The organism is Streptomyces sp. YS415 (assembly GCF_023544665.1).
Taxonomy (GTDB): Bacteria; Actinomycetota; Actinomycetes; order Streptomycetales; family Streptomycetaceae; genus Streptomyces.
Genome location: NZ_JAMJFL010000008.1, coordinates 108407 through 127499, shown reverse-complemented (window position 1 = coordinate 127499; position 19093 = coordinate 108407). Strand labels below are relative to the sequence as shown.

The window sequence follows — 19093 nt, the reverse complement described above, 5'->3', positions numbered from 1 at the left end:
CCGACCCTCACCGAAAGGCTTCCTCGTGAGCACCGAAGCGTACGTGTACGACGCGATCCGCACCCCGCGCGGCCGCGGCAAGGCGAACGGCGCCCTGCACGGCACCAAGCCCATCGACCTGGTCGTCGGACTCATCCACGAGATCCGCGACCGCTTCCCCGGCCTGGACCCGGCCGCGATCGACGACATCGTGCTGGGCGTGGTCGGCCCGGTCGGCGACCAGGGCTCCGACATCGCCCGGATCGCCGCCGTCGCCGCGGGCCTGCCGGACACGGTGGCCGGCGTCCAGGAGAACCGCTTCTGTGCGTCGGGCCTGGAGGCGGTCAACATGGCCGCCATGAAGGTCCGCTCGGGCTGGGAGGACCTGGTCCTCGCGGGCGGCGTGGAGTCCATGTCCCGGGTGCCGATGGCCTCCGACGGCGGCGCCTGGTTCAACGACCCGATGACCAACCTGGCCGTCAACTTCGTGCCGCAGGGCATCGGCGCCGACCTGATCGCCACCATCGAGGGATTCTCCCGGCGGGACGTCGACGAGTACGCGGCCCTCTCCCAGGAGCGGGCGGCCACCGCCTGGAAGGAGTCCCGCTTCGAGCGGTCCGTCGTCCCGGTGAAGGACCGCAGCGGGCTGGTCGTCCTCGACCACGACGAGCACCTGCGCCCCGGCACCACCGCCGACTCCCTGGCCAAGCTGAAGCCGTCCTTCGCGGACATCGGCGAGCTGGGCGGCTTCGACGCCGTGGCGCTGCAGAAGTACCACTGGGTCGAGAGGATCGACCACGTCCACCACGCGGGCAACTCCTCCGGCATCGTCGACGGCGCCGCCCTCGTCGCCATCGGCTCCCGGGAGGTCGGCGAGCGCCACGGACTCACTCCCCGCGCGCGGATCGTCTCCGCGGCCGTCTCCGGCTCCGAGCCCACGATCATGCTCACCGGCCCGGCCCCGGCCACCCGCAAGGCCCTGGCCAAGGCCGGACTGACCATCGACGACATCGACCTCGTCGAGATCAACGAGGCGTTCGCGGCGGTCGTCCTGCGCTTCGTCAAGGACATGGGCCTGTCCCTGGACAAGGTCAACGTCAACGGCGGCGCCATCGCCCTCGGCCACCCGCTCGGCGCCACCGGCGCGATGATCCTCGGCACGCTCGTCGACGAACTGGAGCGCCAGGACAAGCGCTACGGACTCGCCACCCTCTGCGTCGGCGGCGGCATGGGCATCGCCACCATCGTCGAACGCATCTGAACTCCCCAGCGGCCCCACGAGACTTCTACGGAGACCCCCTCATGACCACCACCATCCGCTGGGAACAGGACCGCACCGGGGTCGTCACCCTCGTCATCGACGACCCCGACCAGTCCGCCAACACCATGAACCGCGCCTTCCGCGACTCCCTCGCCCAGGTCACCGACCGGCTGGAGGCGGAGCAGGACACCGTCCGCGGCGTCATCATCACCTCAGCCAAGAAGACGTTCTTCGCCGGCGGCGACCTGCGCGACCTGATCCGGGTCACCCCCGAGACGGCCCAGGAGCTGTTCGAGGGCGGCATGGCGATCAAGCGGAACCTGCGCCGCATCGAGACCCTCGGCAAGCCGGTCGTCGCCGCCCTCAACGGCGCCGCTCTCGGCGGCGGTTACGAGATCGCCCTGGCCTGTCACCACCGCATCGCCCTTGACGCGCCCGGCTCGAAGATCGGCTGCCCCGAGGTCACCCTCGGCCTGCTCCCGGGCGGCGGCGGCGTGGTCCGCACCGTCCGCCTGATGGGCATCGCCGACGCCCTGCTGAAGGTCCTCCTCCAGGGCACGCAGTACGACCCGCGGCGCGCCCTCGAGAACGGCCTGGTCGACGACGTGGCCACCACCCACGAGGACATGCTCGCCAGGGCCCGCGCGTTCATCGAGGCCAACCCCGAGTCCCGGCAGCCCTGGGACCGGCCCGGCTACCGCATCCCCGGCGGCACGCCCGCCAACCCCAAGTTCGCCGCCAACCTGCCCGCCTTCCCGGCCAGTCTGCGCAAGCAGACGGGCGGCGCCCCCTACCCTGCCCCGCGCAACATCCTCGCTGCGGCGGTGGAGGGCGCCCAGGTCGACTTCGAGACCGCGCAGGTCATCGAGGCGCGCTACTTCGTCGAGCTGGCCGCGGGACAGACCTCGAAGAACATGATCCAGGCGTTCTTCTTCGACCTCCAGGCCGTCAACTCCGGCGCGAACCGCCCCAAGGGCGTCGAGGCGCGCCAGGTCCGCAAGGTCGCCGTTCTCGGTGCCGGGATGATGGGCGCGGGCATCGCGTACTCCTGCGCCCGCGCGGGCATCGACGTCGTCCTGAAGGACGTCGCCCTGGAAGCCGCGGTCAAGGGCAAGGGCTACTCCGAGCAGCTCTGCGCGAAGGCCGTGAGCAGGGGCCGTACGACCCAGGAGAAGGCGGACGCGCTGCTGGCCCGCATCACGCCGACGGCCGACCCGCAGGACGTGGCGGGCTGCGACGCGGTGATCGAGGCGGTCTTCGAGAACCCGGAGCTGAAGCACAAGGTCTTCCAGGAGATCCAGCACCTCGTCGAGCCGGACGCGCTGCTGTGCTCCAACACCTCCACGCTCCCCATCACCGCCCTCGCCGAAGGTGTGGAGCGGCAGTCGGACTTCATCGGCCTGCACTTCTTCTCGCCGGTCGACAAGATGCCGCTGGTCGAGATCATCAAGGGTGAGCGGACCGGCGAGGAGGCGCTGGCCAGGGCCTTCGACCTGGTGCGCCAGATCAAGAAGACCCCGATCGTGGTCAACGACTCGCGCGGCTTCTTCACCTCCCGGGTGATCGGCCACTTCATCAACGAGGGCGTGGCCATGGTGGGCGAGGGCATCGAGCCGGCCTCAGTCGAACAGGCGGCGGCCCAGGCGGGCTACCCGGCCAAGGTCCTCTCCCTGATGGACGAACTGACGCTCACGCTCCCGCGCAAGATCCGCAACGAGTCCAGGCGGGCCGTCGAGGATGCGGGCGGCACCTGGCCGACGCACCCCGCGGAGGCCGTGATCGACCGGATGGTCGACGAGTTCGCACGGCCGGGCCGCAGCGGCGGAGCGGGCTTCTACGACTACGACGAGAGCGGCAGGCGGGTGGGCCTCTGGCCGGGCCTGCGCGAGCACTTCACCCGCGAGGGCGCACAGATCCCCTTCAAGGACATGCAGGAACGCATGCTCTTCTCGGAGGCCCTGGACACCGTCCGGCTGCTGGAGGAGGGCGTCCTGACGTCGGTGGCGGACGCCAACATCGGCTCGATCTTCGGCATCGGCTTCCCCGGCTGGACGGGCGGCGTGCTGCAGTACATCAACGGCTACGAGGGCGGCCTGCCCGGCTTCGTGGCACGCGCGCGTGAGCTGGCGGACCGCTACGGCGACCGTTTCCTGCCGCCGGCGCTGCTGGTGGAGAAGGCGGAGAAGGGGGAGCGGTTCACGGACGCGTGACGCGCCCCGCGTCTCAGGCGGATCCGTCCACCTCGGACGGGTCCGCCGCCTTGACCCACTCCCGCAGCTCCTCCTTCAGCGACCGCTGGAACGACGTCAGCAGCGCCTGCACGACCAGCGGTTGCATGTCGGACGAGAGCGACTTCACGTCCTGGGCCGCACGCTCGGAGACCTCGCCGCGGAACAGTTGCGACAACTCGTGCGCGGCGGCCCGCGAGTGGTCGATCAGCACCCTCCGCGCGGCCAGGATCGCGTCCTGCGACAGCGGCATGTCGAGCAGCCGCACCCCGAGCCGCAGCAGCCCGACGTCCACCCGGAACCCCTCGCCGTCGGCCCCGACCACGCCCATCGCTGCCAGCCGCCGCACGTCCTCGTCGGCCAGCTCCCGCCCCGCCCGCCGCTCCAGCTCCGCGCGCGTCACCGTCTCCACGGCATCCGGGGCCCAGGAGGCCACCACGGCCCGGTGGATGGCGAGATCGCCGGGGCTCAGCCCGGGCGGCAGACGCTGCATGTACCGCTCGATCGCCGCCAGCGTCATCCCCTGCTGCTGCAACTCCTCGATCAGGGCCAGCCGCGCCACATGATCCGGACCGTAGTGCCCCACCCGGCGCGGACCGATCACCGGCGGCGGAAGCAGCCCCTTGGTGCCGTAGAACCGCACGGTACGCACCGTGACGCCCGCCCGCGCGGCCAGCTCGTCGATGGTGAGGGTGGGGTCCTCGGCGTCGGTCTTCATGTGCAGCAGTATCGCTGTCTCACCACTGCTGTGACACCTCCCCGGGCGCCCGGAGCCGATCACGAGGAGTTCCTCCGGACGTCAGGTGCGGATCATGTGAGATGTTCCGCTCTGTGAACTCCACCACCGCGTGAGCCGCCGCCCATGGGGGAAGGTGGCGCCTTGGTCTGTGCTCCTACCGGGGCACGGACCATACGTACGTCCGGCACACCCGAGCGCGATCCGCTCGGGCGCACCAGAGAGTGGTACCCCCGTGAGCAAGGACGCCGTGGACACGGCACAGGCCGCACCCCCCACCCTGGCGGCCCAGACGCCCGCGGACGCGGGCGACGCCGGTTACAGCAAGGACCTCAAGGCCCGCCACGTCAACATGATCGCCATCGGCGGAGCGATCGGCACCGGACTCTTCCTGGGCGCCGGAGGACGCCTCCACAACGCCGGACCGGCGCTGGCCATCGCCTACCTGGTCTGCGGGATCTTCGCCTTCTTCGTCGTACGGGCCCTCGGTGAGCTGGTCCTGTACCGGCCCTCCTCCGGATCCTTCGTGTCGTACGCGCGCGAGTTCCTCGGCGAGAAGGGCGCCTACGTCGCGGGCTGGATGTACTTCCTGAACTGGTCCACGACCGGGATCGCCGACATCACCGCCATCGCTCTCTACACGCACTACTGGAGCGCCTTCACCGACATCCCGCAGTGGGTGCTCGCCCTGATCGCCCTCGCGGTGGTGCTGGCGGTGAACCTGATCTCGGTGAAGATCTTCGGCGAGATGGAGTTCTGGTTCGCGATCATCAAGGTCGCCACGCTGGTGGCCTTCATGTTCGTCGGCATCTTCCTGCTGGCCACTCAGCACGAAGTGGGCGGCACCACCCCCGGCCTGAGCGTGATCACCGACCACGGCGGCGTCCTCCCGCACGGCCTGATGCCGGTCGTCCTGGTCATGCAGGGCGTGATCTTCGCCTACGCCGCCCTGGAGCTGGTCGGCGTCGCCGCCGGCGAGACCGCCGAGCCGGAGAAGATCGTCCCGCGCGCGGTGAACTCGATCATGTGGCGGGTGGGCCTGTTCTACGTCGGCTCGGTCGTCCTGCTCGCCCTGCTGCTCCCCGGCTCGGTGTACTCCGCCGACGAGAGCCCCTTCGTCACCGTGCTGTCGAAGATCGGCGTCGAGGGCGCCGGAGACGTGATGAACCTGGTGGTCCTCACCGCCGCGATGTCCTCGCTCAACTCCGGCCTGTACTCCACCGGCCGCATCCTGCGCTCCATGGCCATGGCGGGCTCCGCGCCGCAGTTCACCGCCCGCATGAACCGCAGCCAGGTGCCCTACGGCGGCATCCTGCTGACCTGCGCGGTGTGTGTGCTCGGTGTCGGCCTGAACTTCCTCATGCCGAGCCAGGCCTTCGAGATCGTGCTGAACGTCGCCTCCCTCGGCATCATCAGCACCTGGGTGATCATCATGATCTGCCACCTGGTGTTCGTCCGCCGCGCCAAGGCCGGCCTGCTCGCCCGCCCCTCCTTCCGGCTGCCCGGCAGCCCGGTCACGGAGATCGTCACGATCGCCTTCCTGCTCGCCGTGCTCGGCCTGATGTGGAACGACCCCGAGGTCGGCCGCAAGACCCTGCTGCTCGTCCCGGTGATCGCCGCGATGCTGGTGGCCGGCTGGTACGGCGTCCGGCGCCGCGTCGCGAAGACCCAGGAACAGGAACTGTCCGAGCTCACGAAGTAGCCCGGCGGTACATACCCACGGTGGCGTCATGTCGGAGATCACGTATGTCCGGGGTGACGCCCCCGTCCCGACGGTGCGGGAAAGGGGGCCGCTGACGTACAGCACCCGGAACCGCGAACGCAGCGAACGAAAGAGGACTGGGCGCCGGCGCGTCCGTGCACATGCCCCGCATCGGGTGCGGTCTCGCCGGCGGCGAGTGGTCCCGCGTCGAACCCCTGATCACCGAGCGGCTGGTGCGCCGGGGGATACCCGTCACCGTCTACGACCACGGGGACGGCCGACGCTGAGCGGTGGGCCCGGATACGCGCGGGAGAAGTGGGGTACTCGGCGGCGCACGACGGGCCGGGTCCCCCCGCCCACACAGGGAGGCTGCGTGAGAGACCATGCGCCGCATCACCCCGTTGACCGTGCTGTGCGCCCTCGGACTGGCCCTCACCGGCTGCCTGGGTGAGGGAGAGCGCGCCGCAGGCGCGTCCGCCGCGGCCACCGCGTTCGAAGAGCTGCTGAGGTCCGAGGACGGAACCGGGCTGTGCGCCGCCCTCGCGCCGGAAACGCGCAGCGAAGTGGAGCAGTCCGAGCAGAAGGAGTGCGCGGAGGCGATCACGGCCCAGGACCTCCCCGAGGGCGGCGACGTGCGCTCCGCGGAGGTCTACGGCCGGCAGGCCCGGGTCGTGCTGGAGGGCGACACGCTGTTCCTGTCGCGGTTCCCCGACGGCTGGAAGGTCGTGGCCGCCGGCTGCACACCCCGGCCGGAGCGGCCCTACGACTGCGTGGTCGAGGGAGGCTGACGGCGGATGCGGACCATGTTCATCCTCTGCCTGGTCGTGGTGGTGAGCGGCCTCGTCTACTTCAGCGCAGTGGGGTTGATGCACCGATGACCACAGGGCACGCACCGATGACCGCACGGGCGCGCCGATTCCTGCGGGACAACGGCCTGAGTCTGGCGTTCGGCCTCGGATTCCTGCTGGCCCTCGCCGGACAGGCCGTCGCCGGGCACGCGGAGTTCAACAACCAACTCGTCACCGACGGACTGCCGAGGATGAGCTTCGGCGAGTACCTGCTCTCCTCCGACTTCGCCGTGGACGTGACGGAGAACTGGCAGTCGGAATACCTCCAGTTCTTCCTCTACATCACGGCGACCGTCTGGCTGCTGCAACGGGGCTCGCCCGAGTCGAAGGAGATGCACAAGGCGGGCGTCGAGTCGGACAGGGCCCAGAGGGTGGGACAGCACGCGCGCGCCGACTCACCGCGGTGGGCGGCCGTGGGCGGTTTCCGCCGCTTCCTCTACTCCCACTCCCTGGGCCTGGTGATGGGCACGCTCTTCGCCCTCTCCTGGCTCGCCCAGTCCTTCGCCGGTGTGGCCGCCTACGACGAACAGCGACTGCGCCAGCTGCAGGCTCCCGTCGGCTGGGGCGACTACATCGGCTCGGCGGACTTCTGGAGCCGCACCCTGCAGAACTGGCAGTCCGAGCTGCTGGCGGTGGCGTCCATGGCGATCCTCGCCACCTACCTGCGCGAACGCGGCTCCCCGGAGTCCAAGCCGGTGGGCGCCGCCCACACCTCGACCGGCGTCGAGGGCTGAACGGCGCCCGAGCGGCCCGGCGCCGGGCTAGTGCTCGTGCACGTCGCCCGTCGCCGCGATCTTCTTCCAGGACTTCGGCTGCGCCGGCGCGGACGTCTCCCGCGCGATGGACGCCTCACGCGCCGCGGGCGCGGCCGGCTTCGACGGCTGGAAGAGCCAGGTGTCGAAGAACTCCGCCAGCGGCTGCCCGGACACCTGCTCGGCGTACGCCCGGAAATCGGCCACGGACGCGTTCCCGTGGGCGTACTTCGCCGTCCAGCCCTTCAGGATCGCGAAGAAGTCGTCGTCCCCGATCTCGTTGCGCAACGCCTGGAGCGTCAGCGCGCCCCGGTCGTAGACGGCGATGTGGAACTGGTTGTCCGGGCCCGGGTCGCCCGGCCGCACGGTCCAGAACGGATCGTCGGCCGCGCGCGTGGCGTACACGTAGTCGGCGATCTCCTGCGCCGTGCCCTCGCCCTCGTGCTCGGACCACAGCCACTCGGAGTAGCGCGCGAAGCCCTCGTTGATCCAGATGTCCTTCCACCCGGCCACCGACACGGAGTTGCCGTACCACTGGTGCGCGAGCTCGTGCACGACCAGGTAGGTGTTGGTCCCGTTCGCGAACCGGGACGGGCTGTAGAAGGGCCGGGTCTGCGTCTCCAGCGCGTACCGGGTGGTGGTGTTGGGCACGTACCCGCCGAGCGCGTTGTAGGGATACGGCCCGAAGTACTCGCTCAGCCAGTCGGCGATCTCCCCGGACCGCTCGATGCTCGCGCGCGCCGCGTTGTAGTTGTCGCCCAGGTCCTTGCTGTAGGCGTTGACGACCGGGATTCCGCTCTCGGTCGTCCCGGTGGTGAGGTCGAACCTGCCGACCGCGAGCGTGGCGAGGTAGGTCGCCTGCGGCTTGTTGGAACGCCAGTTCCAGCGGGTCCAGCCGAGGCGGGAACTCGTCGACTGGAGCGTGCCGTTGGAGATGGCCTGGGTACCGTCCGGGACCTGCACCGAGACGTCGTAGGTGGCCTTGTCGAGCGGATGGTCGTTGCTCGGGAACCACCACCAGGCAGCCTCGGGCTCGTTGGCGGCGACCCCGCCGTCCGCGGTGCGGTGCCAGCTGGTGAAGCCGTACGCCTGCTCGCCGGACGGCACCCCGCTGTAGCGGACCACGACGGTGAGCGCGGAGCCCTTGGCCAGCGGGTTCTTCGGGGTGATCTCCAGCTCGTGCTCGCCGGAGGTGGTGAACGACGCCTTCGCGCCATTGACCCGCACCTCGCCGACGTCCAGCAGGAAGTCCAGGTTGAACCGCGACAGGTCCTGCGTGGTGCGGGCCAGCAGGGTCGCGGTGCCCTCCAGGCGGTCGGTCGCGGGCTCGTACTTCAGGCGCAGGTCGTAGTGCGAGACGTCGTATCCGCCGTTGCCGTAGGCCGGGTAGTAGGGGTCGCCGATGCCCGGGGCGCCGGGGGCGGAACTCGCGGCCGATGCCGGGATCGCCAGCAGTACGGAGGCCGCCGCGAGTGCGCCCGGGGCGAAGAATCTGCGGTGCACGAAAAGCTCCAAGTCGTTGGGGACCGAAGGCTGTTCGAACCCTATTCACCACCTGTGCCCCGCCCGTGTCCACCGGCCCGGCTGTCACACGATCGCCATTCGGCCGACACAGGCCCCCGGCCCCCGGGGTCCCTCCGGGCGTCCGGTTGCCCTCTTCTGCGCGGGAGTTGACCGGGGTACCGTCCGGCGCATGCCGATACGCACGCGCTTCACGATCTGGAGACCGCTCGCGACGGCGGCCACGGCCGCCCTGATGGCCACCCTCCTCTCACCCGCGACGGCCGGGGCAGCCCCGCGCACGAGCGAACCCGTCCACTCCTACGACAACGCCATCCGCGAGGCCGTCTGGGTGGACACCGGACTCGACGGCGACGCCGACGGACGCACCGACCGCGTCGCCGTCGACATCGTCCGCCCCAGCGAACCCGCCCGGCAGGGCCGCAAGATCCCCGTCATCATGGACGCCAGCCCTTACTACTCCTGCTGCGGACGGGGCAACGAGAGCCAGCGCAAGACGTACGACGCGGACGGCGACGTCGTCCAGATGCCGCTGTTCTACGACAACTACTTCGTGCCCCGCGGCTACGCCTTCGTCGGCGTCGACCTCGCCGGCACCAACCGCTCCGACGGCTGCGTCGACGTCGGCGGCCGCTCCGACGTCCAGTCCGCCAAGGCCGTCGTCGACTGGCTGAACGGCCGCGCCAAGGCGTACACCACCCGCACCGGCAGCACCCGCGCCAAGGCCACGAGCTGGACCAACGGCAAGACCGGCATGATCGGCAAGAGTTACGACGGCACCATCGCCAACGGTGTCGCCGCGACGGGCGTCGAGGGCCTGGAGACGATCGTGCCCATCGGTGCCATCTCCTCCTGGTACGACTACTACTTCGCCCAGGGCGCCCCCCTGTTCGGCTCGGGCCCCGACTGGCTGTCGAACTACGTCGAGAGCCCCGAAGCCCGCGCCCGCTGTGCCGCCGTGCAGCAGAGGATCGTCGCCGGCGCCCCGCGTACCGGCGAGTGGACCCCGCTGTGGAGCGAGCGGAACTACGTGCCGGACGCCGACCGGGTCGAGGCCAGCGTCTTCGTCATCCACGGCATGCAGGACCTCAACGTCCGCGCCAAGCACTTCGGCCAGTGGTGGGACGCGCTCGCCAGGAACGGCGTCGAGCGCAAGATCTGGCTCTCGCAGGTCGGACACGTCGACCCGTTCGACTTCCGCCGCGCCGAGTGGGTGGACACCCTGCACCGCTGGTTCGACCACGAACTCCTCGGCTACGACAACGGCATCGACGACGAACCGATGGCCGACATCGAACGCCGGCCCGACCAGTGGGTCACCTCGGCCGTCTGGCCCCCCCGCGGCACCGAGAAGACCACCCTGCGGCCCGCCGAAGGAGCCCAGGAAGGCGTCGGCACCCTCGGCCTGACCCGCGGCACCGGCACCGAGACCTTCACCGACGACCCGGAGCGCGACGAGACCGACTGGGCCGCGCACATCGACCGGCCCACCCCCGACAAGGCGGGCTTCGTCACCGGACCGCTCACCCGCGACCTGCGGCTGTCCGGCTCCTCCAAGGTCACCGTCACCGCGACCCCGACCACCTCCACGGCCCATCTGTCGGCCGTCCTCGTGGACCTCGGCCCCGACACCATCCGCGACTACGCCGGCGCGGGCGAGGGCATCACCCCCCTCACCGAGCGGACCTGCTGGGGCGCGAGCAGCACCGGTGACAGCGCCTGCTTCAAGGAGACCGCGACCAAGGCGGTGGACGTCGACTACACGATCCTCAGCCGCGGCTGGGCCGACCTCGCCTCGTACGGGGGAGCGCCCCTGAAACTCGGCACGCCGTACACCGTGACCCTCGATCTGGCGGCCACCGACCATGTCGTCCCGGCCGGCCACCGGCTCGCCCTGATCGTCGCGGGCACCGACCGGGACCTCATCGAACCGCCGTCCACGACACCGACGCTGACGCTCGACCTGTCCCGCACCTCGGCCCGGGTGCCGTTGGTCGGCGGAGCCGGCGCCTTCCGCAAGGCCGTCTCCGGCGCGACCGCCGCCCCGAGCGGGGCCGTCCTCGACGGCGTACGCGAGCCGCGCACCGCCCAGCGCATCCCGGAGGCCTCGTGAAGTCCCGTATAGCCGCGGTGATCGCGGCCGTCCTCGCCGCACCCCTGCTGTCGATCCCGGCGCGCGCGGCGGACACCCCTCCCCGTACCGGCTTCGAGGAGTCGGGCGGCGCCCGCTGGACCAGCCAGCCCGAGGAGCAGGCATTCCTCGCCGCCGTGGACGAGGCGAGCGCGCGGGTGTCGATCAGCCGGATCGGCACCACGAAGCAGGACCGCCCGCTCCAGCTCGTGCGCATCGGCACCCGCCCGACCACCCGCACCGTCCTGCTGGTGTGCAGCCAGCACGGCGACGAGCCCTCGGGCCGCGAGGCGTGCCTGACCACCGTCCGCGACCTGGCGTACGGCGACGACGAGCGCACCCGGCGCCTGCTGCGGAGCACCACCGTGCTCGTCATGCCCACCGCCAACCCCGACGGCCGGGCCGCGAACACCCGCGGCAACAGCGACGGCGTCGACATCAACCGCGACCACATCGCCCTGGGGACCGCCGAGGGCCGGGCCCTGGCCGCGGTGATCCGGGACCGCAGGCCGGACGTGGTCTACGACCTGCACGAGTACGGCGGCACACCCCCGTACTACGACAAGGACCTGTTCGACCTGTGGCCCCGCAACCTCAACACCGCCGACGCCGTGCACGAGGAGGCGCAGAACCTGTCGCTGGACCACGTACGGCCCGCGGCCCGGGCCGACGGCTACACGACCGGTACCTACGGCATATGGACCGACCCCGTCACCGGTGAACCCGTCCGGCAGGTCGCCGGGGACGGCCAGGAGCGCATCCTGCGCAACATGTCCGGAATCAAGCACACCGTCGGCCTGCTCATCGAGAGCCGGGTGGAACCCCTCACCGAGGTGCCGGAGCCGGTGAACAACCTGCGCCGGGTCGACTCGCAACTCTCCGCGCTGGAGGGCCTGTTCTCCTTCGCGGGGGAGCGGGGCCGCCAGGTCGACGCGGCGACCACCGCCGCCCGCCTCGCCGGATGGCGCGACACCGGACCGGTCTACGTCGGCGGCGCGGACAACGATCCCGCCGAGCCCGCCGAGATCATCCAGGACCCGCCCTGCGGCTACCGGCTGACGGACAATCAGTACGCGCAGCTGAAGGACGAACTGGCGCTGCACGGGGTGCGCACCCACGGCACCTACGTCCCGCTCCGCCAGTCCCTGCGCGCCCTGGTCCCGCTGCTCCTGGACGCCCGCGCCCCGTATCGCCTCACGGTGGCGGAGCCCGACACCGACTGCTGAAACGGTCCTGACGGACGGCACCTGTGGTAGGCCGTAGGAGATGCGCACATAGGGCATACCCACGGTTTCCATTGAAAGGTGCCGCAGATGACGGAAGACCTGAAGAAAAGGGGTGGCCGGGAAGGCCCTTCGGAGCCTCCCGGCCCCCACCACACCGACCGCGTGGTGTTCGGGGTCACCGCCGTCATCACCGTGGCCTTCGTGATCTGGGGCTCGACGGCCACCGACTCGCTGCAGAGCGTCTCCACGAAGATGCTCAACGGCCTGATCCACAACGGCGGCTGGGCCTTCATGCTCGCCGCCTCCTGCTTCGTCGTCTTCGCCCTGTGGCTCGCGATCAGCCGCTACGGCCGCATCCACCTCGGCGCCGAGGGCGAGGCACCCGAGTTCCGGACCGTGTCCTGGGTCGCGATGATGTTCAGCGCGGGCATGGGCATCGGCCTGATGTTCTACGGCGTGAGCGAGCCGCTCTCGCACTACACGACGCCACCCCCGGGCACGGACCCCGCCAACTCCGGCGAACGCATGGAGACGGCGATGGCCACCACCCTCTTCCACTGGACGCTGCACCCCTGGGCGATCTACGCGGTGGTCGGCCTCGCCATCGCCTACAGCACCTTCCGCAAGCGCCGCCGCCAGACCATCAGCGCCGTCTTCACCCCGCTCATCGGGCAGCGGCACGCGAACGGCACCGCCGGCCGGGTCATCGACATCCTCGCGATCATCGCCACCGTCTTCGGCTCCGCGGCCTCCCTGGGCCTCGGCGCGCTCCAGATCGGCTCCGGCTTCCAGGAGCTGGACTGGCTGGACGAGGTCAGCGACGGCCTGCTCGTCGCCATCATCGCCGTACTGACCCTGGCCTTCGTCGCCTCGGCCGTCTCCGGTGTCGAGCGGGGCATCCAGTGGCTGTCCAACACCAACATGGTGCTCGCCCTGATCCTCTCGCTGTTCGTCTTCTTCGCCGGCCCCACGATCATCGTGCTCGACCTGCTGCCCACCTCGATCTTCGCCTACCTCGGCGACCTGCCCCAGCTCGCCGGGCGCACCGAGGCCAGCGGCGGCGAGGGCGTCGCGGACTGGCTCGGCAGCTGGACCGTCTTCTACTGGGCCTGGTGGATCTCCTGGACGCCCTTCGTCGGCATGTTCATCGCCCGGATCAGCCGGGGCCGCACCATCCGGCAGTTCGTCGGCGGGGTCATCCTGGTGCCCAGCACCGTCAGCCTCGTCTGGTTCGCGGTCTTCGGCGGTACGGCGATGAAACTGAAGGAGGGCGGCGCGCTCGGCGGCGAGGAGACCCCCGAGGGCCAACTCTTCGGTGTACTCCAGGAGTTCCCCATCGCCACGGCCACCAGCCTGCTGGTGATGATCCTGGTCGGCATCTTCTTCGTCTCGGGCGCCGACGCCGCGTCCATCGTGATGGGCACGCTCTCCCAGAAGGGCGCGCTCGAACCCGGCCGTCTCGTCGTGGTGTTCTGGGGCGTGGTGACCGGGGCCGTCGCCGCCATCATGCTGCTCGTCGGCAGCAGTCAGGGCGACGCGCTCACCGGCCTGCAGAACCTCACCATCCTGGCCGCCGCGCCCTTCGTCCTGGTGATGATCGGCATGTGCGTCGCCCTGCTGCGCGATCTGCGCCGGGACCCCGTCATCGTGCGCGGCGAGATGGGCAGCGAGGCCGTCGAACTGGCCGTGATCGCCGGACACCGCAGGTACGACGGCGACTTCGAGATCAAGGTCGGCCCGGGCCCCGGCACCGAGACGGGGGGCGACCCGCTGGGCCACGACCACGCCTGAGCGCGCTCAGCGGGAGGCGAGGGCGGCCGCCTCCTCCGCGCAGCCCCAGGCCACCGTCACTCCGGCGCCGCCATGGCCGTAGTTGTGCACCAGGAGCCGTCCGTCCGGCAGGAGTTCGCGCTCCAGCCGGACCGCGTCCCGCACCGGCCGCAGTCCCACCCGGTGGTTCAGGACCCGTGCCCCGGCGATCTCCGGCCTGAGTGCGGCACACCGCGCCACGATCGCCTCGGCCACCTTCGGGTCCGGCTCCAGCGACCAGGCGCCCTCCTCCGCCGTACCGCCCAGCAGCAGCCGTCCGGGCTGCGGAAAGAAGTACGCCATGTTGCCGGAGGCGTCGGTGGAGGTGCGCCAGGTGTCGATGCCGGGGTTCTCCACGACCACCAGCTGCCCGCGCACCGGGCGCACGGACGGATCCGGCACCAACTCCCGCGCGCCGAGCCCCGTGCAGTTGACCACGACCGGCGCCGGCGCCTCCGCGAGCGCGGACACCTCCCGCGCCTCGATCTCCCCGCCCGCGCCGAGGAACCGTTCCCGCAGCCACGGCAGATGGGTCGACATGTCGATGAGCGGCAACCGGGCCGACAGCCCCGCCCCGTCCGGAGCGGCCCGCAGCCCCGGCACCCGCCGGGCCGCCCAGGCGTCCGCCCCGTCCAGCTCCCCTTCGCCCAGTACCCCTTCGACCATGCGTACGCCGGTGGCCCCGGGGCGCCGGGCCAGCTCCTCGTACACGTCGAAGGAGCGCAGCGCCCACTGCCGCGCCAGGGCCAGCGGTTCGATCCTGTACGGCCACCACAGCGCGCCCGCGACCGCCGAGGTGGTCCGCTCGACGGGGTCCCGCGTCCACAGCCGTACCCGGCGCCCGCCCCCGGCCAGGACCACGGCCGTGGTCAGGCCGATGACCCCGCCACCGACCACGATGACTTCGTCGCTCCGCCGCTTCTCCACCCGGGGACGGTAGCGGAATGTGCCATGCCGTGCTCACATCACCTCCGCGCTGGGGATACTCACAGCATGTCTGCCGAGTACGCGACCTTCGGCCTGGCACCGGCGATGCGTGCCGGTGGAGTCCTCGCCAACGGTGACTACCAAGTCCACCGGGACTTCGTGGACTTCATCGTCGAGGGCCGGCCGCTGCTGTTCCAGCTATCCGACCTCGACGCCGTCTCCCCGCTCGCCTCCGACGTACCGCCCGCGATCTTCACCGCACAGGTCCGGGGCCTGCTGCTGGAGGCGGACCCACCGCTGCCGGACGGCCGGTACGTCATCTACGGCTGCCCCGAGTGCGAGAGCCTGGGGTGCGGCGCGGTCACCGCCGCCATCGACCGGGCCGGCGACGACTTCGTCTGGCGGGACTTCGCCTGGCAGACCGACGAGCGCGCCGACCTGGAGCGCAACGGCTACCACGGCATAGGGCCCTTCCGCTTCCGGGGCGCCGAGTACCGGACCGCCCTGGCCTCCCTCCTGGAGGCGGCCCCCGGGGGCTCCCGCCGCCGCGTCCTGCTGATCGGCGCCCGGGTCGCGGTGCTGGCCAAGCTCGCCGCCGCCCTGCGCACCATCGGCATCGGCGCCGACATCACCCGCGACGCCGACGGCGTGCCCGCCGACGAACTGCGCGGCTACGGCGCCGTCGCCTTCGGCCGCGCGGTCACCGAGCAGGAACGTGCCGCCGTACGACGGGTCTTCGACCGCGCCGGGGTCGAGGTGGCCTACGTCCACGGCCTGGCCCCCATCGTCCCGCTGCTGGTCGCCCAGATAGAGCACGCCCTGGACCGCAGCCCGGTGCAGCAGCGCCGGCTGACCCGCCTGGTCGCGGTGGACGGCGAGGCCGGCGTGGAGGTCACCTCCCCGTGCCGGGTCCGGCTGACCGCGTACCGTCTGGACCGCCTCTACCGCACCCACGCCCACGAGGTCTTCGACGGCGTCCTGGAGGCCGGCCGCCATCGCATTCCCCTGGACGCCAAAGCGGTGAAGGGGGAGGCCTACGTGGTGGCGCGCAGCTCGGGAAGCGTGCTGGTGCAGGCCATGGCCCGGTGATCGGGGCCGGCGGCGGACGGAAGCCACAGTTGCCCGGCCAGTAGGATCGGGGCCTGATGACTGCCACCCTCGTCGTGAAGAACCTCGCCGCCGGCCACGGCGACCGCGCCCTGTTCAGCGGGCTCGACCTCGTCGTCGCGCCCGGGGACGTGATCGGTCTGGTCGGTGCCAACGGTGCCGGGAAGTCCACCCTGCTCAGGATGCTCGCCGGGCTGCTCGCGCCGGAGGAGGGTGAGCTGCGTCTCTCCCCGCCGACCGCGACCGTCGGCCACCTCCCGCAGGAGCCGGAGCGGCGGCCCGGTGAGACCGTCCGCGGCTTCCTGGCCCGGCGCACCGGCGTGGCCGAGGCCCAGCGCACCATGGACGAGGCCACGCAGGCGCTGGTCGACGGGGCGCCGGGCGCGGACGACGCCTATGCGACGAGCCTGGAGCGCTGGCTGGACCTGGGCGGCGCCGACCTCGACGAGCGCGCCGAGGAGGTCGCCGACTCCCTGGGCCTGGCCGTCGACCTGGACCAGCCGATGACGTCGCTGTCCGGCGGCCAGGCGGCGCGCGCCGGCCTCGCCTCCCTGCTGCTGTCCCGCTACGACGTCTTCCTCCTCGACGAGCCCACCAACGACCTCGACCTCGACGGCCTCGAACGCTTGGAACGCTTCGTGGGCGGCCTGCGCGCCGGCACCGTCGTCGTCAGCCACGACCGCGAGTTCCTCACCCGCACGGTCACCAAGGTCCTCGAACTGGACCTGGCCCAGCAGCAGATCAACCTCTACGGCGGCGGCTACGCGGCCTACCTCGAGGAGCGCGAGGTCGCCCGCCGCCACGCCCGCGAGGGATACGAGGAGTACGCCGACAAGAGGGCCGCCCTCCAGGACCGGGCCCAGATGCAGCGCTCCTGGATGGACAAGGGCGTGAAGAACGCGCGCCGCAAGGCGAGCAACGACAACGACAAGATCGGCCGCAAGTTCCGCAGCGAGGCCAGCGAGAAGCAGGCCGCCAAGGCCCGCCAGACCCAGCGCATGATCGAGCGCCTGGACGTCGTCGAGGAGCCGCGCAAGGAGTGGGACCTGCGCATGGAGATCGCCTCGGCCCCCCGCTCCGGCGCGGTGGTGGCGACCCTGCGCGAAGCGGAGGTCGCCCGCGGCGACTTCACGCTCGGCCCGGTCACCCTGCAGATCGACTGGGCGGACCGGGTGGCGGTCACCGGCGCCAACGGCGCGGGCAAGTCGACCCTGCTGGGCGCCCTGCTCGGCCGTGTCCCCCTGACCGGGGGACAGGCCGCGCTCGGCTCGGGCGTACTGATCGGCGAGGTCGACCAGGCCCGCAAGCTGTTCCACGGCGAGGAGGCGCTGCTGGACGCCTTCGCCGCGGCCGTCCCGGACACCGAACCGGCCGAAGTGCGCACCCTGCTGGCCAAGTTCGGTCTGAAAGCGGACCATGTCCTGCGCCCGGCGGCCACCCTCTCACCCGGCGAACGCACCCGGGCCGCCCTGGCCCTGCTGCAGGGCCGGGGCGTCAACCTCCTCGTCCTCGACGAGCCGACGAACCACCTCGACCTGCCGGCCATCGAACAGCTGGAGTCGGCGCTCGACGCCTACGAGGGCACCCTGCTCCTGGTGACGCACGACCGGCGCATGCTGGACGCGGTCCACGTCACCCGGCGTCTGGAGGTCCTCGACGGCAAGGTGACCGAGCGCTAGCTCCTGCCCTTGCCCTTCAGCAGCGCGCAGACGAAGTTCTCCTGGACGGCGCGGAGCGTGCGCAGCAGATCCGGCTTGAGGGTCTGGTTGATCTGCGTGGTGGTGGAGAAGGTCAGGGACTTGCGCCCGTCCGGGGTCGCCGCGATCAGCTGGGTGTAGCCGGGCGTGTTGCCGGTGTGGCCGAGGACCACTCCGCAGCGCGTGCTGTACCGGAAGAGGGCGAGGCCCGCCTTGTTCCGGCCCGGTCCCGCGGGCTCGGACGCGCCCTCGATCCAGTCACGCTGCTGCCGGGCGACCTCGTGGCCGTAGAGCTTGCCCCCGGCGTAGCCGCGGATGAAGCGGGTCATGTCGGCGGGCGTGGAGACGATGCCCCCCGAGGCCCACACCCCGGACATGCCGATGAGCTCGCTGACGTCCTCCGGCGGCTCGGGCGGGGACACGTCGTAGCCGTGCAGATACGGCCTCGGCATCCGGTAGCCCTGCGGCAGGCTGGTGTGGCGCAGGCCCAGCGGCCGGTAGACCAGCTCCTTCAGCAGCCGCTCGTACCGTACGCCGGTGGCCGCCTCCGCCATCAGGGCCACGGCGATGTTGTCGGAGTTGGAGTAGCGGAACCGGCTGCCCGGCGGGAAGTCGAGGGGGCGGTCGGCGATGAAGTCGAGCAGCCTGCGGGAGTCGAAGCGGTGCCGGGGGTCCGCGAGCAGTGTCTCCACGAACTCGGGCGACTCGGAGTAGTCCGGCAGGCCGCTGGTGTGGTGCAGCAGCTGGCGCAGGGTCACCGCGCTCCAGGCGTCCGGCAGGTGCGGCAGGCGCTCGCCCAGGGTGTCGTCCAGGCTCAGATCGCCGAGGCGGACGAGGGACAGGGCGACCGCGCCGCTGAACGCCTTGGCCGCGCTGGCGATCCGCATGTGGTCGTGGACCCTGGGCGCGCGCCCCGTCTCCAGGTCGGCCACCCCGGCCTTCACCACGCGGGTGTGGCGTCCGTCCTTGAGCACGGCGATGACACCGGGCGGCCCGCCGGGTCTGCGGGTCAGGTCCTCCAACTGGCGCTGGAGGGCGGGGCCGGTGTCCGGCCGGGGAGGGGTGGCGGCGCCCGCGACGGCGGGGGACAGCGTGGTCAGACAGACCGCGACGAGGGGGACCGCTTTCAGACGGGGGCGGCGCAGGACACGGCGGCGGATCGGCATGGG

Annotated in this window: 14 protein-coding genes and 1 pseudogene; 11 read left to right on the top strand and 4 right to left on the bottom strand. The window is 71.4% G+C overall.

All coding sequences use genetic code 11. The features are described 5' to 3' along the window. Positions 1-25: 25 nt before the first annotated feature. The gene (locus M8H82_RS12635; RefSeq protein ID WP_250073227.1) at positions 26-1240 is read left to right on the top strand and encodes an acetyl-CoA C-acetyltransferase; all 1215 of its coding nucleotides are present in this window, start codon (positions 26-28) and stop codon (positions 1238-1240) included. Between the two features lie 41 nt (positions 1241-1281). After that, the gene (locus M8H82_RS12630; protein ID WP_250073226.1) at positions 1282-3450 is read left to right on the top strand and encodes a 3-hydroxyacyl-CoA dehydrogenase NAD-binding domain-containing protein; all 2169 of its coding nucleotides are present in this window, start codon (positions 1282-1284) and stop codon (positions 3448-3450) included. Between the two features lie 13 nt (positions 3451-3463). Here the strand turns inward: M8H82_RS12630 and M8H82_RS12625 are convergent, their stop codons facing one another. Beyond that, a complete protein-coding gene (locus tag M8H82_RS12625) occupies positions 3464-4186 on the bottom strand; it encodes a MerR family transcriptional regulator (RefSeq protein WP_250073225.1) in 723 nt (240 codons plus the stop codon). Between the two features lie 253 nt (positions 4187-4439). Here M8H82_RS12625 and M8H82_RS12620 point away from each other — a divergent pair, with 253 nt between their 5' ends. The 4 genes and pseudogenes from M8H82_RS12620 (at position 4440) to M8H82_RS12605 (ending at position 7488) form a co-directional block, all read left to right on the top strand. Then, positions 4440-5906: an amino acid permease gene (locus M8H82_RS12620; protein WP_250073224.1), complete on the top strand. Its 1467-nt coding sequence runs from the start codon at positions 4440-4442 to the stop codon at positions 5904-5906. Positions 5907-6052: 146 nt separating this feature from the next. Next, a pseudogene (locus tag M8H82_RS12615) lies at positions 6053-6193 on the top strand (Appr-1-p processing protein); the annotation flags it as partial. Positions 6194-6289: 96 nt separating this feature from the next. Further along, on the top strand, positions 6290-6694 hold the full coding sequence (locus tag M8H82_RS12610; RefSeq protein WP_250073223.1) for a hypothetical protein: 405 nt from the start codon (positions 6290-6292) through the stop codon (positions 6692-6694). Between the two features lie 86 nt (positions 6695-6780). Continuing rightward, positions 6781-7488 carry a DUF6766 family protein gene (locus M8H82_RS12605; RefSeq protein WP_250073222.1) on the top strand — a complete coding sequence of 236 codons (708 nt, stop codon included), beginning with the start codon at positions 6781-6783 and terminating at the stop codon, positions 7486-7488. Positions 7489-7515: 27 nt separating this feature from the next. Here M8H82_RS12605 and M8H82_RS12600 read toward each other — a convergent pair whose 3' ends face one another. Continuing rightward, on the bottom strand, positions 7516-9009 hold the full coding sequence (locus tag M8H82_RS12600; RefSeq protein ID WP_250073221.1) for a M1 family metallopeptidase: 1494 nt from the start codon (positions 9007-9009) through the stop codon (positions 7516-7518). A 190-nt stretch (positions 9010-9199) separates the two neighbouring features. On the opposite strand from M8H82_RS12600, the gene M8H82_RS12595 reads away from it, so the two are divergent. From M8H82_RS12595 to M8H82_RS12585, 3 genes are all read left to right on the top strand, one after another. Further along, a complete protein-coding gene (locus tag M8H82_RS12595; protein ID WP_250073219.1) occupies positions 9200-11140 on the top strand; it encodes a Xaa-Pro dipeptidyl-peptidase in 1941 nt (646 codons plus the stop codon). After that, positions 11137-12384 carry a M14 family metallocarboxypeptidase gene (locus M8H82_RS12590; RefSeq protein WP_250073217.1) on the top strand — a complete coding sequence of 416 codons (1248 nt, stop codon included), beginning with the start codon at positions 11137-11139 and terminating at the stop codon, positions 12382-12384. The genes M8H82_RS12595 and M8H82_RS12590 overlap by 4 nt, the downstream gene beginning before the upstream one ends. Positions 12385-12471: 87 nt before the next feature. After that, a complete protein-coding gene (locus tag M8H82_RS12585) occupies positions 12472-14175 on the top strand; it encodes a BCCT family transporter (protein WP_250073216.1) in 1704 nt (567 codons plus the stop codon). A gap of 6 nt (positions 14176-14181) precedes the next feature. Here M8H82_RS12585 and M8H82_RS12580 read toward each other — a convergent pair whose 3' ends face one another. After that, the gene (locus tag M8H82_RS12580) at positions 14182-15120 is read right to left on the bottom strand and encodes an FAD-dependent oxidoreductase (RefSeq protein ID WP_250073214.1); all 939 of its coding nucleotides are present in this window, start codon (positions 15118-15120) and stop codon (positions 14182-14184) included. A gap of 66 nt (positions 15121-15186) precedes the next feature. Between M8H82_RS12580 and M8H82_RS12575 the strand changes: the two genes are divergently transcribed. Together M8H82_RS12575 and M8H82_RS12570 are read left to right on the top strand one after the other, a co-directional pair. Then, the gene (locus M8H82_RS12575) at positions 15187-16209 is read left to right on the top strand and encodes an oxidoreductase (protein ID WP_250073212.1); all 1023 of its coding nucleotides are present in this window, start codon (positions 15187-15189) and stop codon (positions 16207-16209) included. A gap of 56 nt (positions 16210-16265) precedes the next feature. Continuing rightward, entirely contained in the window at positions 16266-17906 is a 1641-nt protein-coding gene (locus M8H82_RS12570; RefSeq protein WP_250073211.1) for an ABC-F family ATP-binding cassette domain-containing protein, read from the top strand. Here the strand turns inward: M8H82_RS12570 and M8H82_RS12565 are convergent. After that, complete coding sequence (locus M8H82_RS12565) at positions 17903-19090, bottom strand: serine hydrolase (protein WP_250073210.1); 1188 nt, start codon at positions 19088-19090, stop codon at positions 17903-17905. The genes M8H82_RS12570 and M8H82_RS12565 overlap by 4 nt on opposite strands. Between the last annotated feature and the right edge of the window lie 3 nt (positions 19091-19093).